The organism is Myxococcus hansupus (assembly GCF_000280925.3).
Taxonomy (GTDB): Bacteria; Myxococcota; Myxococcia; order Myxococcales; family Myxococcaceae; genus Myxococcus; species Myxococcus hansupus.
In genome coordinates, this window is record NZ_CP012109.1 from 7,519,436 (window position 1) to 7,540,127 (window position 20,692).

The following is a 20,692-nucleotide window of genomic DNA, read 5'->3' on the forward strand; positions in this document are numbered from 1 at the left end:
CCTCCCCTCCCCAACCTGAGGAGCACGCCGTGAGCAGCGACAGCGCGCGAGTCGATTCGCAGAAGGCCCCGGAGCCGGTGGGCCTGTACCCCCACGCCCGCCGCGTGGGCAACCTCCTGTTCCTGTCCGGCGTGGGCCCGCGCGAGCGCGGCACGAAGAAGATTCCCGGCGTGGAGCTGGACGCGGAGGGCAACATCGTCTCGTACGACATCGAGGCGCAGTGCCACTCCGTGTTCCGCAACGTCCGCTACATCCTGGAGGACGCGGGCTCGTCCTGGGACAAGCTGGTGGACGTCACGGTGTACCTCACCGACATGAAGAAGGACTTCCCCACCTACAACCGGCTGTGGGCGGAGTACTTCAAGGACGACCCGCCGTGCCGGACGACGCTCGAAATCAACCGGCTGCCCACGCCCATCGCCATCGAGCTCAAGTGCATCGCCACCATCGGAGGTGAATGAATGGGCCGCCTGACCCCCATCAACTTCAAGAAGTGGATCGACGAGCACCGCCACCTGCTCAAGCCGCCCGTGGGCAATCAGCAGATCTGGGAGGACCGCGACTTCATGGTCACCGTCGTCGGGGGCCCCAACGCGCGCACGGACTTCCACATCAACGAGGGCGAGGAGTTCTTCTACCAGCTCGAGGGCACGATGAACCTGCGGGTCATCGACGAGGGCCAGGTGCAGGACATCCCCATCCAGGAAGGGGAAATCTTCCTGCTGCCGCCCAACGTGCCGCACTCGCCGCAGCGCCCCGCGGGCACGGTGGGGCTGGTGCTGGAGCGCCGCCGCCAACCCAAGGAGCTGGACGGCTTCATGTGGCTGTGCCCGCAGTGCGGCGAGAAGCTCTATGAGGAGTTCGTCCACGTCACGAATCTGGTGACGCAGCTCCCGCCCATCTTCGAGCACTTCTACGGCAACCCCGACAACTGCACCTGCAAGAAGTGCGGGACGAAGGTGGTCAAGGGAGGCACCGCCCGTTGAAGGTCGACATCCACACGCACCTGCTCCCCGCCAACCTGCCGCGCTTCGCCGAGCGCTACGGCTACGGCGGCTTCATCACCCTGGACCACCACGCGCCCTGCCGCGCGCGCATGCTCCGGGATGACGGCAAGTTCTTCCGCGAAATCGAAAGCAACTGCTGGGACCCGGTGAAGCGCATCGAGGAGTGCGACGCGGCCGGCGTCCACGTCCAGGTCCTGTCCACCATCCCCGTGATGTTCGGCTATTGGACGAAGCCCGAGCACGGCGCGGACCTGGCGCGCTTCCTCAACGACCACCTCGCCTCCGTGGTGCACGCGCACCCCAAGCGCTTCCTGGGCCTGGGCACGGTGCCGCTTCAGTCGCCCGAGCTGGCCATCCGCGAGCTGGAGCGGTGCGTGAAGGAGCTGGGGCTGGCGGGCGTGCAGATTGGCTCGCACGTCAACGACTGGAACCTGTCCGACCCGGCGCTGTTCCCCTTCTTCGAGGCCGCCAGCGAGCTGGGCGCGTCCGTCTTCGTCCATCCGTGGGACATGATGGGCGAGGCGAAGATGCAGAAGTACTGGCTGCCGTGGCTCGTGGGCATGCCGGCCGAGGTGTCGCTGGCCATCTGCTCCGTCATCTTCGGCGGCGTCATGGAGCGGCTGCCCAAGCTGCGCTTCGCCTTCGCGCACGGCGGCGGCGCGTTCCCCCACACGCTCGGCCGGATTCAGCACGGCTTCGAGGCCCGGCCGGACCTGGTGGCCGTGGACAACAAGGTGCCGCCCCGCGACTACCTGGGTCGCTTCTGGGTGGACTCGCTGGTCCATGACCCGGACGCGCTGCGCTTCATCGTCCAGCTCTTCGGGCAGGACAAGGTGGCGCTCGGCAGTGACTACCCCTTCCCCCTGGGCGAGGACCGCCCTGGCACGCTCATCGAGTCCCTGACCGAGCTGGGGCCCGCCGCGAAGGAGCGGCTGCTCTGGCGCAACGCCTTCGACTGGCTGGGACGCGCCCCCGAGGACTTCGCACCATGACGACGCCGCACCCCTTCGAGGACACCGAGGCCTTCGCCCACAAGCTCGACGCGGAGGACGCGCTGCGCGGCTACCGCGACGCGTTCCACTTCCCGCCCACGCCGGAGGGAAAGCCGGTGGTGTACCTGGCGGGCAACTCGCTGGGGCTCCAGCCGCGCAACGCCGCGCGCTACATCCAGGAGGAGCTGGAGGACTGGGCCCGGCTGGGCGTGGAGGGCCATGTCCACGGCCGCCACCCGTGGCTGCACTACCACGAGCTCGTCACGGAGCAGGCGGCGCGGCTGGTGGGCGCCAAGCCGCTGGAAGTCGTGGTGATGAACACCCTGTCGGTGAACCTGCACCTGATGATGGTGTCGTTCTACCGGCCCACGAAGCAGCGCTTCAAAATCCTGGTGGAGGGCGGCGCCTTCCCGTCGGACCAGTACGCCGTCGCCTCGCAGGTGCGCTACCACGGCTACGACGCGCGCGAAGCGGTGATGGAGCTCAAGCCCCGCGCGGGCGAGGAGACGCTGCGCACCGAGGACATCCTCGAGACGATTGAACGCCACGGCGATGAAGTCGCGCTGGTGATGCTCGGCAGCGTGAACTACCTCACCGGACAGTCCTTCGACCTGCCGGCGATTACCCAGGCCGCGCACGCGAAGGGCTGCTTCGTCGGCTTCGACCTGGCGCACGGCGCGGGCAACCTGAAGCTGTCCCTGCACGACGACGGACCGGACTTCGCGGTGTGGTGCTCGTACAAGTACCTCAACGCCGGGCCGGGCGCGCTGGGCGGCGTGTTCGTCCACGAGCGGCACGCGAACACGAAGGACCTGCCCCGCTTCGAGGGCTGGTGGGGCCACGACAAGAAGACGCGGTTCCAGATGGGCCCCACCTTCGAGCCGCTGCCGGGCGCCGAAGGGTGGCAGCTCTCCAACCCGCCCATCTTCCAGCTCGCGGCGCTGCGCGCGTCCCTGGAGCTGTTCGACCAGGCCGGCATCGGCGCGCTGCGCGCCAAGAGCGAGCGGCTCACCGGCTATCTGGAGTTCCTGCTGGACCGGCTGCCCGAGGGCTACGTGCGCATCACCACGCCGCGCGACGCGAAGCAGCGCGGCGCGCAGCTCTCCTTGCGCTTCCGGGGTGAGCCCCAGGGCCTGCTGAAGCGGATGGGCGAGGCGGGCATCATCTGCGACTTCCGCAAGCCGGACATCATCCGCGCGGCGCCCGCGCCGCTCTACAACTCCTTCACGGACGTCTACCGGTTCGTGAAGGCCCTGGAAGGCTACGCCCGTGAGTGAGCCGCTCAAGGACACCGTCACCGTGGTGGGCGCGGGCCTGGTGGGCTCGCTGCTCTCCCTCTACCTGGCGCGCCGGGGCCACACCGTGGAGCTGCTGGAGCGGCGCGCGGACATGCGGCGTGAAACCGTGGACGCGGGCCGCTCCATCAACCTGGCCATCTCCACGCGCGGGCTGCACGCGCTGCGGCAGTTGGGCCTGGAGGACGAGGCGCTGAAGCACGCCATCCCCATGCGCGGGCGGATGATTCACCCGCCGCAGGGCGCGCTTGTCTACCAGCCCTACGGCAAGGACGACTCGCAGCACATCAACTCGCTGTCGCGCGCGTGGCTGAACGCGTTCCTGATGACGGCGGCAGAGGCCACCGGCAAGGTGAACATCCGCTTCAAGCAGCGGGTGACGCAGTTGGACCTGGGCCCGGGCGCCCTCACGGTGCACGACGACGCCACCGGACAGGTCCGGCAGGAGACGGGCCGCGTGGTGTTCGGCACGGACGGCTCCGCCTCCGCGGTGCGGCAGGCGCTGGAGAAGCTGCCGGGCTACACGGGCACGCAGGAGCAGCTCGGCCATGGGTACAAGGAGCTGACGATTCCGCCGGGTCCGGGCGGCACGTTCCAGATGGAGAAGCACGCGCTCCACATCTGGCCGCGCGGCACGTACATGCTCATCGCGCTGCCCAACGAGGACGGCAGCTTCACCTGCACGCTGTTCCTGCCGTGGCAGGGGCCGGTGAGCTTCGCCTCGCTGGACACGCCCGAGCGGCTGTCCGCGTTCTTCGACGCGCAGTTCCCGGACGCGAAGGCGCTCATCCCGGATTTGATGGAGGCGTTCTTCTCGCGCCCCACCGGCAGCATGGTGACGGTGAAGGGAGCGCCCTGGCGCGCCGGCGGGCTGACGCTGCTGCTGGGCGACGCGGCGCACGCCATCGTCCCCTTCTTCGGTCAGGGGATGAACTGCGGCTTCGAGGACTGCGTCGTCCTGGACACGCTGCTGGAGCGCGGCGGCTCGTGGGAGAACGTGTTCACGGAGTTCGAACGTCTGCGCAAGACGAACGCGGACGCCATCGCCGACATGGCGGTGGAGAACTTCGTGGAGATGCGCGACAGCACCGGTGACCCGCGCTTCCAGTTGCGCAAGGCCGTGGAGAAGGTGCTGCTCAACGCCTTCCCGGGCGAGTTCGTCAGCCGCTACTCGCTGGTGAGCTTCAGCCGGGTGCCGTACCGGCTGGCCTACCAGGTCGGCGCGCTGACGGACGGCATCGTCTCCGAGCTGACCGAGGGGCTGGCGAGGGCGGAGGACGTGGACCTGAAGCGCGCGGCGGAGCTCATCCAGAGCCGGCTGGCGCCATTCCTGAAGGAGCACGCGGATGGATTTCGGACTGAAGGGTAAGCGGGCGCTGGTGATGGGGGCCTCCGCGGGGCTGGGCTACGCCATCGCCGAGGCGCTGGTGAAGGAAGGCGCCACGGTGGCCATCTGCTCGCGCGGCGGCGAGAAGCTGGAGCAGGCCGCGAAGAAGCTCGGCGCGGCGCTCGCGGTGCCGTGTGACTTGACGCAGCCCGGGGCCGCGAAGTCGCTGGTGGAGACCGTCACGGAGAAGCTGGGCGGCGTGGACATCCTCGTGGTGAACACGGGCGGTCCGCCGGCGGGCGGCTTCGAGTCGCTGACGGCCGAGCAGTGGCAGCTCGGCTTCCAGAGCCTGTGGATGGCCGCGGTGGACGGCATCCAGGCGGTGCTCCCGGGGATGAAGGAGCGCCAGTGGGGCCGCATCGTCCTGGTGACGTCGCTGGCCGCTCGCGAGGCGATGAACAACCTGACCGTCTCCAACGGCCTGCGCGCGGGCCTGCTGGGGCTGGTGAAGTCGGTGAGCAACGAGGTGGCGCAGCACGGCGTCACGTTGAACGCGGTGCTGCCGGGCTACCACGCCACCGAGCGCATGCAGCAGCTCGGGCTGACGGACGAGAAGGTGGCGCCGCAGATTCCCGCGCGCCGGCTGGGCCGCCCGGAGGAGCTGGCCGCGCTCACCGCGTTCCTCGCCTCCGAGCAGGCGTCGTACGTCACCGGTCAGTCCATCGCGGTGGACGGCGGCGCGCAGCGCGGCTTCTGAGCGCGCCCGAAGACGCGAACCTCGCCGGGCGCCACGCGCGTCTGGCGAGGCTCAGTCCGCGGGAGCGCGGCTGAACAACCGGCCGCCCCGCTTGAGCTGGCGCACCTGCCGCTCCCAGGCCGCCTCCGCCTCGGCCGCACGCTGGTCCTCCGCCGCGCTCGCGTCCTTGAGCGCCTGGGCAAGCTCCGCCATGCTTCTCAGTCTGCGCTCCGTCCCATCCGAGAGCACCCTGACGTAGCCCCCCTCCGGCGTCCGGCGGACGCCGCCTGTCTCGAGCTCCTTTTCGAGGTCGAGCGTCTTCGCCTCGGAGACCTCCGCCATGAGCTCCGTGGGGATTCCGCCTCCCCACACCGGCCTGTCCGGAGCACTGCCGCGCGACACGATGGGGTCGCGGTACTCCCCTTTCTTGGTTCTCGAAACGGGCTCCACCACGGTCGACAGGTGGTGGTTGAAGTGCTTGATGAAGACGGAGTTACCCAGCCACGCGAGCGGTGAGCCGATGAAGGCGAGCGCCACCATGATGCCCACCCACGGTATCCGCCAGTTCGCCACGACCAGGGCGCTCACGAAGAACGTCAGGAGGTAGCCGCCCACCAGTGTGGGAAAGCCGATCATCACGATGGGGTCGCGGAAGAGCTCGAACTGAATCCACGCCGCGATGTTCGGGGCGGCCCACACGGCGGCGGACACATAGATGGCGCGATACTTTGAACCCGGCTTTGCCTCCGCTGTCTCCGTCGCGGGCGTCGCATCCGGCACGGTCTCCTCGGGTGCCGCGCTCGACATCGCCTCCGTGCGCCGCCGCGACACCAGCACATGCAGCACCGCCGCGACGCCGATGACGCCAGCCCCCTTGGCGAGGCTTTCCACCCCGCTCTTCATGGAGCTGCCGTCGTAGACGCTGTCGAGCAGACCCGAGAAGGCAAGAGTCACCATGAAGCTTCCGATGACGTAGACCAGTAGATAGATGATGCCCATGACGCACCCTTCGGATGAGGTTCCGGTTCAGTCCGCCGTGGCCTTCGTGAAGAGTCGGCCGCCCGGCCTGCGCTGGCGCATCTGCCGCTCCCACTCCGCCACGCGCGCGGCCTCTGCCTCGAAGGCCTGACGCTTGTCGGCCTCGACGGCTTCGTCGAGCGCCTCATCGAACGCCGCCGCGCTCTCCAGGGCCGCCTCCGAGCCATCCGGATTCACGACGACGTAGGACCCATCGTCGAGCTGCTTCATTCGACCGGCGGCGAGCTCCTCCTCGATGTTGATTTGCCTGGCATTGCCGAGGGCCGCGGCCAGGTCCATCACGTTCTTGTGCGGATTCATCTCCTGCGGGGGCATGGGCACATCGGCGCGCTCGCTGAGGACGCTCCGGTCCTCCCCCGTCATGGGGTCGCTCATGAGCAACACCACATCACTGAGGTGGTGGTTGAAGTGCCCGATGGGCAGCGCGGCGCCCAGCAGTCCCAACGGCAATCCGAACAACGCCACCCCCGCGGTCGTCGCCACGACAGGCATGCGCCAGGTCGCAGTGACGTGGGTGCAGACGCAGAACACCAGGAAGAGGCCGCCCAGGAACATGAGGTGCGGGGCCATCTGGATGGGGTTGATGAAGAGCTCGAACTGAAGCCATCCGATGAGGATGGGCATGGCCCACATGACGCCTGCCAAGGCGAACGCGACGCGCCCCATCCGAGGCAATGCAGCCGAAGGGCCGTCCGGGTTCCGTCGCCGGAGTGTCACCGCGTGCAGGAGCGCCGCGAAACAGACGAGCCCCATCCCCAGTGCCACGAGCGGTGCGGACTCTGCCAACGGCGCCCCGTTCAACGCATCTTGAAGGAAGCGGGACACGCTCAACGTGAGCAGGCCCCCTCCCGCGAGGTAGAGCAGCAGATACACGACACCCATGACTTCCCCCTCTAAACCGGACTTCCGGCGCGCAAACCCTACCCGTCCGGCCTCCGTCTGAGAAGGCACCCCCGGCGGCTCAGGCGGGTGTCACGCCTCACATCAACGACTGCACCGCGGCGACGACGTGCGGCCATTCCCGTGAGCGCGGGTCGATGACCTCGAAGTGCCCCGCGCCTGGCAAGGTGACGCAGCGGACGTCATCCCCCAGCGCGCGGCCGCGCGCGCAGAAGTCCTCGCTCATCGACACGGGCACGGTGTCGTCCTCCGTGCCGTGGACGAGCACCTGGGGCACCCCGAGCGGCTGGAGCGCCGCTGGCGAGGCGGTGCGGTAGCGCTCAGGCACCAAGGACGGCGTGCCGCCCACGAACGTCTCCACGATGCCGTCCCCCAGGCGGTGCCCGAACGCGCGCGCGAGGTCCACGACGCCCGCCAGCGGCACCACGCCGCGCAGGGGCAGCGGCGCCTCCTGGTGAAGCGCCTCACCGGGCCGCAGCTTGTGCCGTCCCCCCAGCCACGCCACCAGATGCCCACCCGCCGAGTGGCCGAGCGCCACGACCCGCGAGAGGTCCAGCGCATGTGACGGCGCGAGCGTGCGCAGGAAGTCAGTGCCCCGCGCGACATCCTCCAGCGTGCCGGGCCAGCCGCCGCCTTCATGCCCCACGCGCCGGTACTCCAGGCTCCACGTCGCGAAGCCACGCTGGGTCAGGTCCGCGCACAGGTGCCCGGCGTGCTCCAGCCCGTACTTCGCGCGCCAGAAGCCGCCGTGGACGACGACCACCACCGGATGCGGGCCGGGGCCGTCTGGCAGCCGCAAGTCCCCGAACTGGTGAGGCTGCTCGCCATACGCGATGCGCGCATCCGCATCGGGCGCGGGTGTATCCAGGACCCACATCGAGCTCATGGCGACACCCTACTCCGTTGCATTCGCGCGCCCGCGTGGACATTGAGGGGGCGCGCGGCTCGACATGGAGCCAGGGCGCCGAGCCTCGGCGCGGCGCGTCACCCTCGGCCGGTCCTTCGTCCTCCAGCCACCACTCCGAGGGCTTCCATGGTGGGTCCAAGTGTCATCCGGCGGGCTTTGAAGGTTTCATCGCAAAGTTTTTAGGCTCCGTGTCGCGGGGTTTAGACTTGATTTCCGGCCCCCAAATGTAAATACCTGCGCCCACGGATTCAGCGCGCCGCGTTGTCGGCGAAGAACCCGGCCTGGGAGGCACGGTCAATGGAGACGAAGGGTCTGCGGACGTTCCTGGAGATTCCCTACGACGAGCTCGAGGAGCGCAACCTCAAGGTGAAGGAGCAGCGTCTCAAGCACATCGCGCCGGAGAAACTGCGCGAGGAGCGCATCGACTACCTCACCAAGGAACGCGGCATCAAAGCGGTCACCGTGTGCTTCACCGACCTCGAGGGTCGGCTGCACATGCTGGACTACGACAAGAAGTTCCTCATCAAGAGCGCCGACAACCTGACGTTCGATGGTTCGTCCATCCGGGGCTTCTCCGCGCAGCAGGAGAGCGACCTGCGGCTGAACATCGACTGGGGCGCCTTCTACTGGCTGCCCTCGGACATCTTCGGGCCGGGCAAGGTGCTGGTGTTCAGCGAGGTCCTGGAGCGTGACGGCACGCCGTACCACGCCGACCTGCGCGGCAAGCTCAAGCAGATCACCGAGGCCATGTACCAGAAGGACGGCACGGTGTTTCACGCGGCGCCCGAAATCGAGGGCTTCCTCTTCAAGGGCCGCGACGCCGAGCGGCACTACCACGAGGTCGGCCACTTCGACTTCATCTCCATCGGCGGCTACTACCACTCGCTGCCCGGCGACGTGCTGCGCACCTTCATCGACAAGGTGGCCGAGGCCCAGCGCGCCATGGGCTTCCAGAACGAGAAGGACCACCCCGAGGTGGCGCCCAGCCAGTTCGAGATCAACTTCTCGTACAGCGAGGCCATCGTCGCGGCCGACCAGATTCAGCTCTACAAGCTGCTCGCCCGTCAGGTGGCCGCGCAGTTGGACTGCACCGCCAGCTTCCTTCCGAAGCCGGTGACGGGCGTCAACGGCAACGGCATGCACATGAACATGTCGCTGTCCAAGGGCGGCAAGAATCTCTTCTACGAGAAGGACGGTCAGGACGGCCTCAGCGCGATGGGCTGGGAGTTCATCGACCGCATCCTCAACAACGCCAACGACATCTGCCTCACGCTCAACTCCAGCGTGAACGCGTACCGCCGCCTGGACCCGCACTACGAGGCGCCCAACCAGATCAAGGCCAGCGCCAACAACCGCGGCGCCATGGTGCGCATCCCCTTCGGCAACGAGCGCAGCGCGCGCGTCGAGTGCCGCTCGGTGGCGCCGGACGCCAACCCGTACCTGGTGCTCTACACCCTGCTGCGCACCGGCCTGGAGGGCCCGCAGCCGCAGGAGGACGCGGAGACCAAGCGCAGCCGCACCCGCTTCCTGCCGGACAACATCTTCGACGCCATCCGCATCTTCAAGAGCAGCCAGTTCGTGTCGTCCATCCTCGGTGAGAACGTGCAGAGCAAGTTCGCCGAGCTCAAGACGTCCACGGCCGAGCGCAGCCCCAAGCAGTTGGGCAACCGCGTGAAGTACTCGGAGATCGTGTTCCACCACGAGGTCACCAACCAGTACCTCTGGAGCCAGTTCTAGGAACGGGCGTCCGCGCACCGCCGGACCTCAGGAGCCGCCGTCCTCCCGCGACATGGGAGGCGGCGGCTTCGTCCGTTACAGGGGCTCGCCGCGCAGCGCCGCTGACGGCTCCGAGGCGCGGGGCCTCGACAGCCGCAGCAGTACCAGCCCCGCGACGGTGGTGAGCACCGTGGTGACGCCTTCCCTCACGCTGGCACCGAAGGCCACCAGCGTCAGGCCCAGCCCCAGCGTGGGCACCGCCAGCAGCGCGTGCAGCGGACGCAGGCCTCGCTCGCGCCGCCAGGACAGCGTGGCCAGCGCGGCGGCCGTGACGCCGTACTGCATCAGCACCGCGATGCTGGAGAGCGCGAACAGCTCCGACAAATCACCCAGGTTGACGAAGAGCAGCACCAGGCCCCAGGTGACGGCCAGGGCACGCAAGGGCACGCCCCCAGCGGACATGCCGTCGAGCCCCAGCAGCGTGTGCTCGCCCGACGCCAGCGCGGACAGGTAACGCGGCGTGGTCACCATCATCCCCAGGCAGATGCCCAGCGCGGACACGCTGGTGCCCGCCCGCACCCACCCTTCGAGCCCGGGCCCGCCCCACACCCCCGCCGCGGCGGCCAGCGGCGTGGCGGAGGAGGCCAGGTCCGGCAGCGCCGCCACGCAGGCCCACACCAGGCCCACGTACAACAGCACCGCCAGCAGCAACGAGCCCACCGTGGCCAGGGGCACCGCGCGCGAGGACGAGCGCACCTGCCCCGCGATGACCGGGACGATTTCGAAGCCCTGATACGCGAACATCACCGTCAGCCCCGCGCGCAGCCACGACACGTCCACGGCCGGGCTCGCGACCGCCACCGCCGACGCGCCTGGAGCTGGTCCCGACAGCGCCAGGAAGGCCACCAGCAGCGCGGCCAGCGGCAGCAGCTTGAAGACGGTGAGCGCCGTCCACGTGCCCGCCGACACGCGGATGCCGGACGCCACCACGCCCGCCAGCGCCGTGACGAGGACGGACGCGAGCACGCGCTGCCCCAGGGCCCCTTCCAGGCCCAGGGAGGGCGCCACCGCCTGGGAGAGGCCCGCCACCACCGCGGACGTGCTCAGGAACGCGCTGACGTAGGCGACCCAGCCCACCAGGAAGGACGCCCGCTCGCCAAACGCCGCGCGCGCGAAGAGCACGGGCCCGCCGTCCGCATTGAAGCGGCGGCCGAGCACCGCGAAGGCCAGCGCCACCGGTATCAGCGCGAGCCCTGTCAGCGCGAAGGCGGCGATGGCACTGCCCCCCGGTGCCAGCGCGGCGACCTCCGCCGGGGCGAAGAAGATGCCCACGCCGACGATGCCGTTGACGCCAAGCGCGAGGAGCTGGAGCGGCCCCACCGGACGCGAGGCCGACGCAGGGGTGGAGGCAGGAGAAACCGACACGGACGCACTTCACTACAGGCGGGCACCGGACACCAATCCGCCACGCGGCCCGAACCGGTATGATGGCGGCGCCCGGAGCGTGGTGTCCCGGCGACACGTCGCCTGCCTGGGCTCCAGGCGGGATGGGAGCATTCGATGCGGCTTCACGGTGCGCTGCTGGGACTGGGGCTGCTCTGCTCGGGCTGCGCGACCTTGAGCCGGGGCTTCGGCGCCACGGCCAACGAGGACACGGGCGAGTACGAGACGCCGGAAGAAGAGCGCGTGTACATCGTCCCCGCCGAGGACGCGATGATGGTGGCGCGCCGCATCCTGGAAGAGCAGCGCTACGACATCCTGGAGAAGGAAGGTGGGCTGGAGATGTTCTCCTCGGCCCACGAGCCCGGGAAGAACACGCCGGGCGTGCGCACCATCGAGCGCTACTACATCAAGGGCGAACGGCTGGGGCCTCGTCAGACGGTCGTCCGCGTCTTCCGGCTCAGCTACAACGAGATGGAGACCCAGTTGGAGATTCCGCCGCAAGCCATGGGGCAGCGGGATGCGAACTATTTCTCCGCCCAGGACGCCCACCCGTTCGACGCCACCCGGGATGCCTACGCCGGCCCTCGGGGCGCGGCGATGCAGGACCCGTTCAAGGGCGCCCCGGGCATGGAGCGCTTCCGGATGGCGCGAGGCGTGCGCGACCTGGACATCGAGCGGACCTTGCTGCAACGGCTGGAGATGGTGCCCGCCCTCGAGCTGGTGGGCAGCAACGCGCCCATGCCCATCCGCTCCGTGACGTTGGAAGGATGGCGGACGGAGCAGCCGCAGCAGGCGCCGGAATGCGGCACGCCGGTGGACGGCGCCGGCCCGCTGATGGCGCCAGGACACGTGCTGCTGCTGGCCGACCCCTTGGGGACCCGGGAGCTGCCCACGGCGGCGCTGCGGATGCTCTGTGAAGCCACGGCGAAGGGCCTGCCGGTGACGCTGGCGCTGTCACTGCCCGCCTCCGAGCAACCCCTGCTGGACACCTACCTGGCGAGCGACGGCCAATCCCAGGACATCCAGACCCTGCTGAATGAGAGCCCTTTCTGGCGGCGCACCTATCAGGACGGCCGCAGCAGCGGCGCCATACTCTGGCTCGTCGAACAGGCCCGCAGGCTCCGTGCCTCCGGCAAGGACATTGCCCTGGTGGCCTTCGACGCCGAGAAGGCGCAGGGCAACGCGCGCGAGGCGGAGATGGCGCGCCACCTGCTCGACCATCAGCGCGGACGCGCCCAGGCCTGGACGCTGGTGCTCGCGGGCGGCACGCACGTGCGCACGGCCGGTGTGAATTGGGACAGCGACTATGCGCCGCTGGGGGCGCGGCTCGCCCAGGTGCTCCCGTCGGTGCGCGCGCTCGACGTGGGCTTCCAGCGAGGCACGCAGTTCTCCTGCCGCTACAACGTCTGGGATGAGGTGGAGTGCAACCTCTTCGCCATCAGTCCCACGAAGGAGGTGCGGCAGAAGCCCGACACCGCCCCCGGCGTGCACCTCTTCCCGCAGCCGCTCGCGGAAGGCTTTCACGGCCGCCTCTACGTGGGGGCGCTGAGCGCGTCACCTCCGGCGCTGCACCGGGTGGCGCCCACCACCGCCACCTGGACGCCGCCCGCCGCCACGCCGTAGGCACGGCAACGCCTGCCGGGGCTGGCAAGCCTTGCCGCACCGGAATGGCGCGGAGACGGCAACACTTGCCTGACATGCCACGGAACCCCAGGCGCGGAGGCCGCGCGAAGGCTGGCATTCCGGTTGCTCTTCCCGCTCACGCCACACCCCGCCGGACCGCATGAAGCGGCGCCGCGCGAGGCCGTGTGATGCCAGGAAGAAATCCCATGAAGACGTCCCTTTCGCTCGTGTCGAAGTCCGTTGCCGTGTTCGCGGCGCTCAGCACCCTGCCCGCCATGGCGGGGACCGCGACCTACTCGGGCTCGCTTTGCACGTCGGTCTCCGGGTTCGCGGCGCCGACCATCTTCCGCAGCGGGCGCCTCATCAACTCGGACACGAGCCCGATGGAGGTCGTCTGCCCGATTCAGCGCAACGTCAGCGCGCCCTACTTCAATGAGACGCTGTCCATCAGCGTCACGGCGCTGGACCCGCACCTGACGGAGAACGTCTGCTGCACCGCGACGGTGGCGGAGAAGGACGGCACCGCCCTGGCCTCGGCCGCGGCGTGCTCCAACTGGGGCGCGCACACGACCAACCACAACACCTTCTCCATCAGCGTGCCGTCGGTGTTCGCGAACCTCAACGGTTTCGTGAGCCTGCGCTGCGAGCTGCCGGGCCAGTACGTCAACGGCTCCACCTCGCACCGGTCCGTCCTCGCCAGCTTCGTCGTCACGGAGTAGCCACCATGCGACAGGTCCGTTGGGGAATCCTGGGTCTGGCCACGGCCGCCGTCGCCGCCGCGGGTGGGTGGAGCACGTGGGGAGCGACACCCGAAACCACACCGGTGCGCACGCAAGCCACCGAGGCACAGCCCGGGTCCCCAGCGGACCTGGCGTCGGAGGTGCGGGCCCTCCGCGCGGAGGTGGAAGCACTGCGCCGGGGACAAAGCCAGTTGAGACACCTCGGGGTGCCCGAGGCGCGTCCCACACCGCCGCCCGAGCCCGCGGAGGTGGCCGCCCCCGAAGCACCGGCGGCGCCACCCACCGCGCAGACGCTGGCCGCCGTGGAGGTGGCTCGCGACGAGCGGCGACACGAATTGGAAGCCGAGCTCCAGGCCGTGGCCCACACCGAGCCGCGTGACAGGGAATGGGCGGGACAAACCGAGACGCTCGTCACCCATGCGTTCGACGGTCCGCGCTTCGCGGGGTCCCGGCTGACACGCGTGGACTGCCGCACCCGGATGTGTGTGTTGGAGGTGGAGCACGACGAGGCCGAGGCACGCGCGGAGCTGCTGTCCTCCCTGTTGATGGTGAAGGGCCTTCAAGGGCAGGCGGTGATGCGGCCCTCGGACGCGGGGGGCCGGCTGACCTCACGTGTCTATCTATCGCGTGCGGGTGAGCCTCTTCCCATGACCTTGCGCCAATGAGCCACTCCGACGTGAGGAGACGGGGCCGGAGCGCGCCCGCCCGCGCAGCCGGTTGCCCGCGCCAGTGTGGGCGTGTCAGCATTCTCCGCCCCGACATGGCCACTTCACAGCCCAGCGCTCGCGACACGCGCCCTCTTGGGAGCGCGCCGGAATCGACAGACACCGGCACCTCGTATCTCCTGGTGTTGGAGGGGGACTCGACGTCGCGATTTTCCCTCCCCACCGAAGGCGTGGTGCTGGTGGGCCGCGACGAGAAGGCGGACCTGTGCCTGCGTGACGACAGCGTTTCACGCCGCCATGCGCGTCTGGTGTTGACGGAGGAAGGTGTGCGCCTGGTGGACCTGGGCAGCCACAATGGCACCACGCTCAACGGCCGTCCCGTGGACACCGCCCAACCCCTGCTGTCGGGTGACGTGGTGTCCTTTGGCGCCGTGGTCGCGGTGGTGCGCACGCGCGCACGCTCCGCTCCCGCGAATGCCCCGCTCCAGGCGGAGCCGCTGATGGCGCGGCTGCGAGAGGAGGCCGACCGCGCCTTGCGCTATGGCCGACCCCTCACCGCGCTGGTGCTCGCGCTCCCGGAGCAGAACTGCTTGGGGAGGGAGGCCGCGGAGGCGCTGCTGGCCGCGGAGGCGGGCCCGGCGGAGGCCGCGGGGTGGCTGGACGGCTCGCACCTGCTGTGGATGATGCCCGAGGTCTCCGGCGAGCAGGGCGAGGACGGCCTGGGCGAGCGCGTGGGTGCGCTGCTCGCCGCCTGTCCCCAGGGGCGCCTGGGCATCGCGACCTGTCCTTCGGACGGATGCGACGCGGAGTCCCTGGTGGCGGCGGCGCGTTCGGCGGCCCGGACCGCGGTGTCCGGCGCCTGGGCTCCCGCGGCCGAAGGCATCACCCGCCTGACGTTGGCGGACCGCACCGTGCTGGTCGCGGACCCCGCCATGGCGCAGCTCTACACCCTGCTGCGCAGGCTGGCGGCCAGCGAGCTGCCCGTGCTGGTCTGCGGGGAAACGGGCGTGGGCAAGGAGAACGCGGCCTTCGCCGTACACCACTGGTCTCCTCGCTCGGACAAGCCGTTCATCGCCATCAACTGCGCCGCGCTGCCGGAAGGGCTGGTGGAGAGCGAGCTGTTCGGCCACGAGCGCGGCGCCTTCACGGGCGCCAACACCACGCGCGTGGGCCTGCTGGAGAGCGCCCAGGGCGGCACCGTCTTCCTGGACGAAGTCGGGGAGCTGCCCGCCTCCGCGCAGGCCAAGCTGCTGCGGGCGCTGGAGGTTCGCCGCATCACCCGCGTGGGTGACGTGCGCGAGCGGACCATCGACCTCCGCGTGGTGGCCGCCACGCACCGGGACTTGGAGGCGGAAGTCCGCGCGGGGCGGTTCCGGGAGGATTTGTACTTCCGGCTCGGCGCGGCGACGGTGCTGCTGCCGCCGCTGCGGGAGCGCCCGCGGGAGGTGCCGCTGCTGGCGCGCGACTTCCTGGCCCGCGCCTGCCAGTCGCTCGGCCGAGCGGAGATGGAGCTGTCCGCGGGCACGCTGTACGCGCTGTCCCGCCATGCGTGGCCCGGCAACGTGCGCGAGCTGCGCAACCTGATGGACTACGCGGCGGCGGCCGTGCCGGAGAACGTGGTGGAGCCGCGCCACCTTCCCGCGCGCATGCAACCTCGCGGCGCTGGCACGCCCACGCAGCCGCTGTCACAGGACCTGGGGGCGCCTGCCGCACCGGCCGAGCCCGTGGTGCCGCAGAAGACGCGGGTTCCCCTGGCGCAGGAGATACGCGACCTGGAGCGCCGCCGCATGCAGGAGGCGCTCGATGAAGCCGAGGGGGTCCAGACTCGCGCGGCGGCGATGATTGGCATGCCCATCCGGACCTTCTCGTTCAAGTTGAAGCAGCTTGGACTGCCGTCCCGCACCTCTCGCAAAGGGCCGTCCATCGGATGAAACCGCCCGTGGGGCGATTGGGGCCCCCATCGGAGTTCGAGGAGTACCGGCTGCTGCGCCCCCTGGGGCACGGCGCCATGGGGCAGGTGTTTCTCGCGCAGGACACGCTGTTGGACCGGCGCGTGGCGGTGAAGTTCATCGCCACGGCGCAGGGGCTGCTGCCGGACGCGGCCGCGCGCGCGCGCTTCTTCCAGGAGGCCCGCGCCATCGCTCGGCTCCAGCATCCCAACGTGGTGGCCATCCACCGTGTTGGGGAGGTGCGCGGTCAGCCCTATCTGGTGTCCGAGCTCATCCAGGGCGAACCGCTGGACCGGCTGCGGCGGCCGGTGGATGCGCGGATGGCGCTCCAGTTGGGACTCGGGCTCGCGCGAGGGCTGGCCGCGGCGCACCGGCGCGGCATCCTCCACCGGGACATCAAGCCGGCCAACGCCATCCTCTCCGAGGACGGGGAGGTGAAGCTGCTCGACTTTGGGCTCGCGGAGGCCGCCTTCGCGGAGAGGGAGCCGCACGCTCTTGCGGGCACGGACGTCACGTCCCCGCCAGGAGCGACGTCCACGGACACCCAGCCGATGCCTGGAGCACGCCCCGTGGACACGCGGCCGCTGCCCGCGCAGGGCGCACGGGCTCATCAGGAGCCACGCGCCTCGGACACGCGGCCCATTGCCGCGCAGAGCGCGCTGGCCCAGCGGACCTCGGACACGCGGCCCATTGCGGCGACGAGGGGACACGACACCGGCCCGCGCGACGACGCGGGAGAATGTGCTCCCGCGCCTCATGGGCACGACACCGGTCCGCGTGACGACGCGGGAGAGCGGCCCACCGCGCCTCAGGGACACGACACTGGCCCGCGTGGCGGCACGGGAGAACGTGCTCCCGCACAGCAGGGGCACGACACTGGCCCTCGTGACGACGCGGGGGAGCGTGCCCCCACGACGCAAGGGCACGACACTGGCTCGCGTGACGACGCGCGAGAGCGTGCTCCCACGACGCAAGGACACGACACCGACCCGCGTGACGATACAGGTGCACGGACTCCCGCTCAGCAAGGGCACGACACTGGCCCGCGTGACGACGCTGGGACACAGGCTCCCGCTCTGACGAATGACACGGGCCCCCGCGACCTCTCGACTCCGGACGCGGAGGCCGACCACCACGACTTCGTCCCAGGCACGCCGCTCTACCTCGCACCCGAGCTGTGGCGCGGTGAGCCCGCCAGCCGCGCCAGCGACATCTACGCGCTGGGCATCCTTCTCTATGAATTGTGCGCGGGCCACGCGCCGCATGAAGAACTTCCGCTGGAGCAGCTCGGCGCCGCCGTCCTGGAGTCTCCCCCGCCACCCCTCGCCCAACACGCGCCGGGTGTTTCGCCCGCCTTCGCCGCCATCGTGGACCGCTGCCTCGACGCGGACCCGGCCCGGCGCTACGAGTCCGGTGACGCGCTCCGCGAAGCGCTCGAAGCCCTGAACACGCCCACGCGCGCCAGCGCCCTCCCCACCGGCAATCCCTACCTGGGCCTGCGGGCCTTCGATGCCGCGCACCGAAGCGTCTTCTTCGGCCGCGAACCCGAGCTGCGGGAGGTCCTCGACCGGCTGCGCGGCGACACCTTCGTCCTGGTCGCGGGTGACTCCGGCGTGGGCAAGTCCTCGCTCTGCCGGGCAGCAGTCCTCCCCACCGTCACCCAAGGCGCCTGGGAGGATGGTGGTCCCGCATGGACCGTCATCACCGGAGCCCCCGGCCGTCGGCCCCTGGAAACCTGGGTGGAGCTGCTGGCCCCCGTGGCCGGTGAAAGCGCGGAGGGCCTGCACGCGCGCCTCACCACCGAGGAGCCCGGCGTCCTGGCCCGCGCCCTGCGCCGCCGCCCCTCGAACGCCGCGCCCCTGCTCCTCTTCATCGACCAGTTCGAGGAGCTCGTCACCTTCTCGGAGCCCGCGCAGGCCGCCCAGCTCACCGAGGAGCTGGCGCTGGTCCTGCGCCGCGCGCCCCGCGTCCGCCTCCTCGCCACCGCGCGCAGCGACTGTCTCACGCGACTGGTGGCCCTCCCGGGGCTGGGCAGCGAAGTGCCCCGCGCGCTCCACCTGCTGCGCGCCCTCTCCGAACACGGACTGCGCGAAGCCGCGGAAGGCCCCCTGCGATTGCTGGGCATGCGCTTCGAAAGCCCCACCATGGTGGACGCCCTGGTCACCTCCGCGTCGCGCGCGGAAGGGGGCCTGCCGCTGCTCCAGTTCGCGCTGGAGACGCTCTGGGAGGCCCGGGACGCGCAGCGCCAGCACATCCCCGCCGCGGCGCTGGAGGCCCTGGGGGGCGTGGAAGGCGCGCTGGCCCGGCACGCGGACGCGGTGGTCGCCCGGCTCCGCCCCGAGCAACGGCCTCGCGCCCGAGACATGCTCCTGGAACTGGTGACGCCCGAGGGCACCCGCGTGCGCCGCACCCAGGAGGAGCTGCTGCGAGGCGACGCCGACGACACCGGGCGCGCGGTGTTGGATGGACTGGTGCGAGGCCGGCTGCTCACCGCGGGCGAGGCCGAGGACGGCGACGGCGTGTACACGCTGGCCCACGAGAGCCTCGTCACCGGCTGGGACACCCTGCGCGGCTGGCTGGGGCAGGACGAACAGCGCCGGGCCGCGCGCATGCGGCTGGAGCGCGCCGCCGCGGAGTGGGTACGGCTGGGACGTCCCCCCGAGCTGCTCCATGGGGCCCGCCAGCTCGCCGAGGTCCGGGCCGCGGGCCTCACCCACGTGGACGGGGCCCGTGAGCGCGAGTTCCTCTTCCGCTCGCGGGCGACCGTGCGTCGGCAACGCGTCACCCGCTGGCTGGCCGTCGCGCTGGTGCCCCTGGTGCTGGGAAGCGTGGTGGCCGTCACCCGCGTGCAGGCCCGGGCGCAGTTGGAGGCCCGCATCAACCGCCACCTGGATGAAGCCCAGGCACAACACGACGCGCTGGGCGGCCACCTGGCCGAACTGGGACAACGGACCACCGAGGCCTTCGCCCTGTTCGACACCCCGGGGCCCCAGAACCGCGAAGCGGCCGAAGCCAGGTGGACCCAGGCATTGAAGGCCCGGCAAGCGGTGGAGCAGACCGCGCTGCGCGCCATGTCGGAGCTGGAGGCCGCCTGGGGACTGGCGCCTGGGAATCCCCGAGTGAGCCCACTCATGGCGAGCCTGCTGGTGACGCGCGTGGAGCTCGCGGAGCAGGAGCGGCAACCCGAGCAGCACGCGCAATGGCTCGCACGGCTCACGGCGCATGACGCCCTGGGTGAGCTGAAACAGGGCCTGACGGCCCCCGCGCGCCTGACGCTCACCAGCAAGCCCTCGGGGGCCCGCGTGCGGCTGCTGGAGCCCACCCCCGAAGGGGCGTTCCACCCGGGACGCGACCTGGGCCAGACACCGCTGCGGGAGGTGGCGCTGCCAGCGGGTTCCCACCTGTTGGTGGTGGAGGCACCGGGCCGGTTCCCAGTGCGCGTCCCCGTGATGCTGGCCTTCGGCGAGTGGCTGGCGTTGGACCTGCCCCTCCCGGAGGCCGCGGCGGTCCCCGAGGGCTTCGTGTACATCCCCGCCGGACGCTTCCTCCAAGGCGCGTCGGAGAGCGAATACCTGCGGCGCGCCTTCTTCTTCGCGCCGCCGCTGCACGCCGTCGAGACGGGCGCGTACCTCATCGCGAAGCACGAGGTGACGTTCGCGCGCTACATCGCCTTCCTGGAGACGCTGCCTCCCGAGGAGCGCGCCGCGCGGATGCCGGGCTCGCGCCGCCGCCTCACCGTGGTGGACCTGGCGCAGGAGCCAAAGGGCCGCTGGCGGCTCACCCTGCGCCCCGCGTCCGCCAGCTACAGCGTGAGGGACGGAGAGCCGTTGCGCTACGGCAAGCGGAGCCGCCGCCAGGAGCAGGACTGGCTGCGCTTCCCCGTGTCCGCCGTGTCCTTTGACGACGCCCTGGCCTACACCGCGTGGTTGGACCGCACCGGTCAGGTGCCGGGCGCGCGCCTGTGCACGGAGCGGGAATGGGAGCGGGCCGCGCGAGGCGCGGACGGACGGCGCTACCCGTCCGGGGACTGGCTGGCACCAGACGACGCCAACCATGACGCCACCTATGGCCGGGAGCCCTGGGGCTTCGGCCCCGACGAGGTGGGCAGCCACCCGCGCTCGCGGAGCCCGTTCGGCGTGGACGACCTGGTGGGCAACGTGTGGGAGTGGACCCGCTCCGACGTGGACCCGGAGAAGCCGTCCGCCCAGGGCGGCAGTTGGTACCAGAGTGACCTGACGGCCCACACCGCCAACCGGGAGCGCGTGGAGCGCACCCAGCGCGAGGCCCTCATCGGCTTCCGAGTCTGCGCCACGCCGCGCCCCTGAGCGCGCGCAGGAACGGCCGGCAATCCCTG

At 70.6% G+C, this 20,692-nt stretch carries 16 protein-coding genes; 12 read left to right on the plus strand and 4 right to left on the minus strand.

The genetic code is table 11. The annotated features are described in order from the left end of the window. Nucleotides 1-29 precede the first annotated feature (29 nt). From A176_RS29350 to A176_RS29375, 6 genes are read left to right on the plus strand one after another with little or no spacing between them, the layout of a single operon-like run. Entirely contained in the window at nucleotides 30-461 is a 432-nt protein-coding gene (locus tag A176_RS29350) for a RidA family protein (protein ID WP_002635675.1), read from the plus strand. After that, on the plus strand, nucleotides 462-986 hold the full coding sequence (nbaC, locus tag A176_RS29355) for a 3-hydroxyanthranilate 3,4-dioxygenase (RefSeq protein WP_002635674.1): 525 nt from the start codon (nucleotides 462-464) through the stop codon (nucleotides 984-986). Beyond that, nucleotides 983-1,999, plus strand: a complete 1,017-nt coding sequence (locus A176_RS29360) for an amidohydrolase family protein (RefSeq protein WP_002635673.1) — start codon at nucleotides 983-985, stop codon at nucleotides 1,997-1,999. Before nbaC ends, A176_RS29360 begins: the two co-directional genes overlap by 4 nt. After that, nucleotides 1,996-3,276 (plus strand): kynureninase, encoded by a 1,281-nt coding sequence (gene kynU, locus A176_RS29365; RefSeq protein ID WP_002635672.1) that lies wholly within the window; start codon nucleotides 1,996-1,998, stop codon nucleotides 3,274-3,276. Before A176_RS29360 ends, kynU begins: the two co-directional genes overlap by 4 nt. Further along, the gene (locus A176_RS29370) at nucleotides 3,269-4,663 is read left to right on the plus strand and encodes an FAD-dependent oxidoreductase (protein ID WP_002635671.1); all 1,395 of its coding nucleotides are present in this window, start codon (nucleotides 3,269-3,271) and stop codon (nucleotides 4,661-4,663) included. The genes kynU and A176_RS29370 overlap by 8 nt, the downstream gene beginning before the upstream one ends. Continuing rightward, a complete protein-coding gene (locus A176_RS29375) occupies nucleotides 4,641-5,378 on the plus strand; it encodes an SDR family oxidoreductase (RefSeq protein ID WP_002635670.1) in 738 nt (245 codons plus the stop codon). The genes A176_RS29370 and A176_RS29375 overlap by 23 nt, the downstream gene beginning before the upstream one ends. Before the next feature lie 51 nt (nucleotides 5,379-5,429). Here A176_RS29375 and A176_RS29380 read toward each other — a convergent pair whose 3' ends face one another. The 3 genes from A176_RS29380 to A176_RS29390 form a co-directional block, all read right to left on the minus strand. Next, entirely contained in the window at nucleotides 5,430-6,356 is a 927-nt protein-coding gene (locus A176_RS29380) for a hypothetical protein (RefSeq protein WP_002635669.1), read from the minus strand. A 27-nt stretch (nucleotides 6,357-6,383) separates the two neighbouring features. Next, nucleotides 6,384-7,277, minus strand: coding sequence for a hypothetical protein (locus tag A176_RS29385; RefSeq protein ID WP_002635668.1), 894 nt, complete (start codon nucleotides 7,275-7,277; stop codon nucleotides 6,384-6,386). A gap of 97 nt (nucleotides 7,278-7,374) precedes the next feature. Further along, nucleotides 7,375-8,181: an alpha/beta hydrolase family protein gene (locus tag A176_RS29390; RefSeq protein ID WP_002635667.1), complete on the minus strand. Its 807-nt coding sequence runs from the start codon at nucleotides 8,179-8,181 to the stop codon at nucleotides 7,375-7,377. Nucleotides 8,182-8,499: 318 nt separating this feature from the next. On the opposite strand from A176_RS29390, the gene A176_RS29395 reads away from it, so the two are divergent. After that, nucleotides 8,500-9,939, plus strand: coding sequence for a glutamine synthetase family protein (locus A176_RS29395; RefSeq protein WP_002635666.1), 1,440 nt, complete (start codon nucleotides 8,500-8,502; stop codon nucleotides 9,937-9,939). A gap of 75 nt (nucleotides 9,940-10,014) precedes the next feature. On the opposite strand, the gene A176_RS29400 is transcribed toward A176_RS29395, so the two are convergent. After that, entirely contained in the window at nucleotides 10,015-11,298 is a 1,284-nt protein-coding gene (locus A176_RS29400) for an APC family permease (RefSeq protein ID WP_002635665.1), read from the minus strand. 180 nt (nucleotides 11,299-11,478) lie between these two features. On the opposite strand from A176_RS29400, the gene A176_RS29405 reads away from it, so the two are divergent. From A176_RS29405 to A176_RS29425, 5 genes are all read left to right on the plus strand, one after another. Continuing rightward, the gene (locus A176_RS29405) at nucleotides 11,479-12,984 is read left to right on the plus strand and encodes a hypothetical protein (protein WP_002635664.1); all 1,506 of its coding nucleotides are present in this window, start codon (nucleotides 11,479-11,481) and stop codon (nucleotides 12,982-12,984) included. Nucleotides 12,985-13,190: 206 nt separating this feature from the next. Then, on the plus strand, nucleotides 13,191-13,703 hold the full coding sequence (locus tag A176_RS29410) for a hypothetical protein (protein ID WP_002635663.1): 513 nt from the start codon (nucleotides 13,191-13,193) through the stop codon (nucleotides 13,701-13,703). Nucleotides 13,704-13,708: 5 nt separating this feature from the next. Then, nucleotides 13,709-14,389 (plus strand): hypothetical protein, encoded by a 681-nt coding sequence (locus tag A176_RS29415; protein WP_002635662.1) that lies wholly within the window; start codon nucleotides 13,709-13,711, stop codon nucleotides 14,387-14,389. Between the two features lie 95 nt (nucleotides 14,390-14,484). Further along, nucleotides 14,485-16,320, plus strand: coding sequence for a sigma 54-interacting transcriptional regulator (locus tag A176_RS29420; RefSeq protein ID WP_021780988.1), 1,836 nt, complete (start codon nucleotides 14,485-14,487; stop codon nucleotides 16,318-16,320). After that, nucleotides 16,317-20,663 carry an nSTAND1 domain-containing NTPase gene (locus A176_RS29425; protein WP_044889281.1) on the plus strand — a complete coding sequence of 1,449 codons (4,347 nt, stop codon included), beginning with the start codon at nucleotides 16,317-16,319 and terminating at the stop codon, nucleotides 20,661-20,663. The genes A176_RS29420 and A176_RS29425 overlap by 4 nt, the downstream gene beginning before the upstream one ends. Nucleotides 20,664-20,692 lie beyond the last annotated feature (29 nt).

Bases quoted from the DNA above. Each gene is read 5' to 3' on its own strand.
- nbaC (WP_002635674.1), top strand. From the start codon at position 462: ATGGGCCGCCTGACCCCCATCAACTTCAAGAAGTGGATCGACGAGCAC.
- kynU (WP_002635672.1), top strand. From the start codon at position 1,996: ATGACGACGCCGCACCCCTTCGAGGACACCGAGGCCTTCGCCCACAAG.
- A176_RS29375 (WP_002635670.1), top strand. From the start codon at position 4,641: ATGGATTTCGGACTGAAGGGTAAGCGGGCGCTGGTGATGGGGGCCTCC.
- A176_RS29380 (WP_002635669.1), bottom strand. From the start codon at position 6,356: ATGGGCATCATCTATCTACTGGTCTACGTCATCGGAAGCTTCATGGTG.
- A176_RS29385 (WP_002635668.1), bottom strand. From the start codon at position 7,277: ATGGGTGTCGTGTATCTGCTGCTCTACCTCGCGGGAGGGGGCCTGCTC.
- A176_RS29390 (WP_002635667.1), bottom strand. From the start codon at position 8,181: ATGAGCTCGATGTGGGTCCTGGATACACCCGCGCCCGATGCGGATGCG.
- A176_RS29395 (WP_002635666.1), top strand. From the start codon at position 8,500: ATGGAGACGAAGGGTCTGCGGACGTTCCTGGAGATTCCCTACGACGAG.
- A176_RS29405 (WP_002635664.1), top strand. From the start codon at position 11,479: ATGCGGCTTCACGGTGCGCTGCTGGGACTGGGGCTGCTCTGCTCGGGC.
- A176_RS29410 (WP_002635663.1), top strand. From the start codon at position 13,191: ATGAAGACGTCCCTTTCGCTCGTGTCGAAGTCCGTTGCCGTGTTCGCG.
- A176_RS29415 (WP_002635662.1), top strand. From the start codon at position 13,709: ATGCGACAGGTCCGTTGGGGAATCCTGGGTCTGGCCACGGCCGCCGTC.
- A176_RS29420 (WP_021780988.1), top strand. From the start codon at position 14,485: ATGGCCACTTCACAGCCCAGCGCTCGCGACACGCGCCCTCTTGGGAGC.
- A176_RS29425 (WP_044889281.1), top strand. From the start codon at position 16,317: ATGAAACCGCCCGTGGGGCGATTGGGGCCCCCATCGGAGTTCGAGGAG.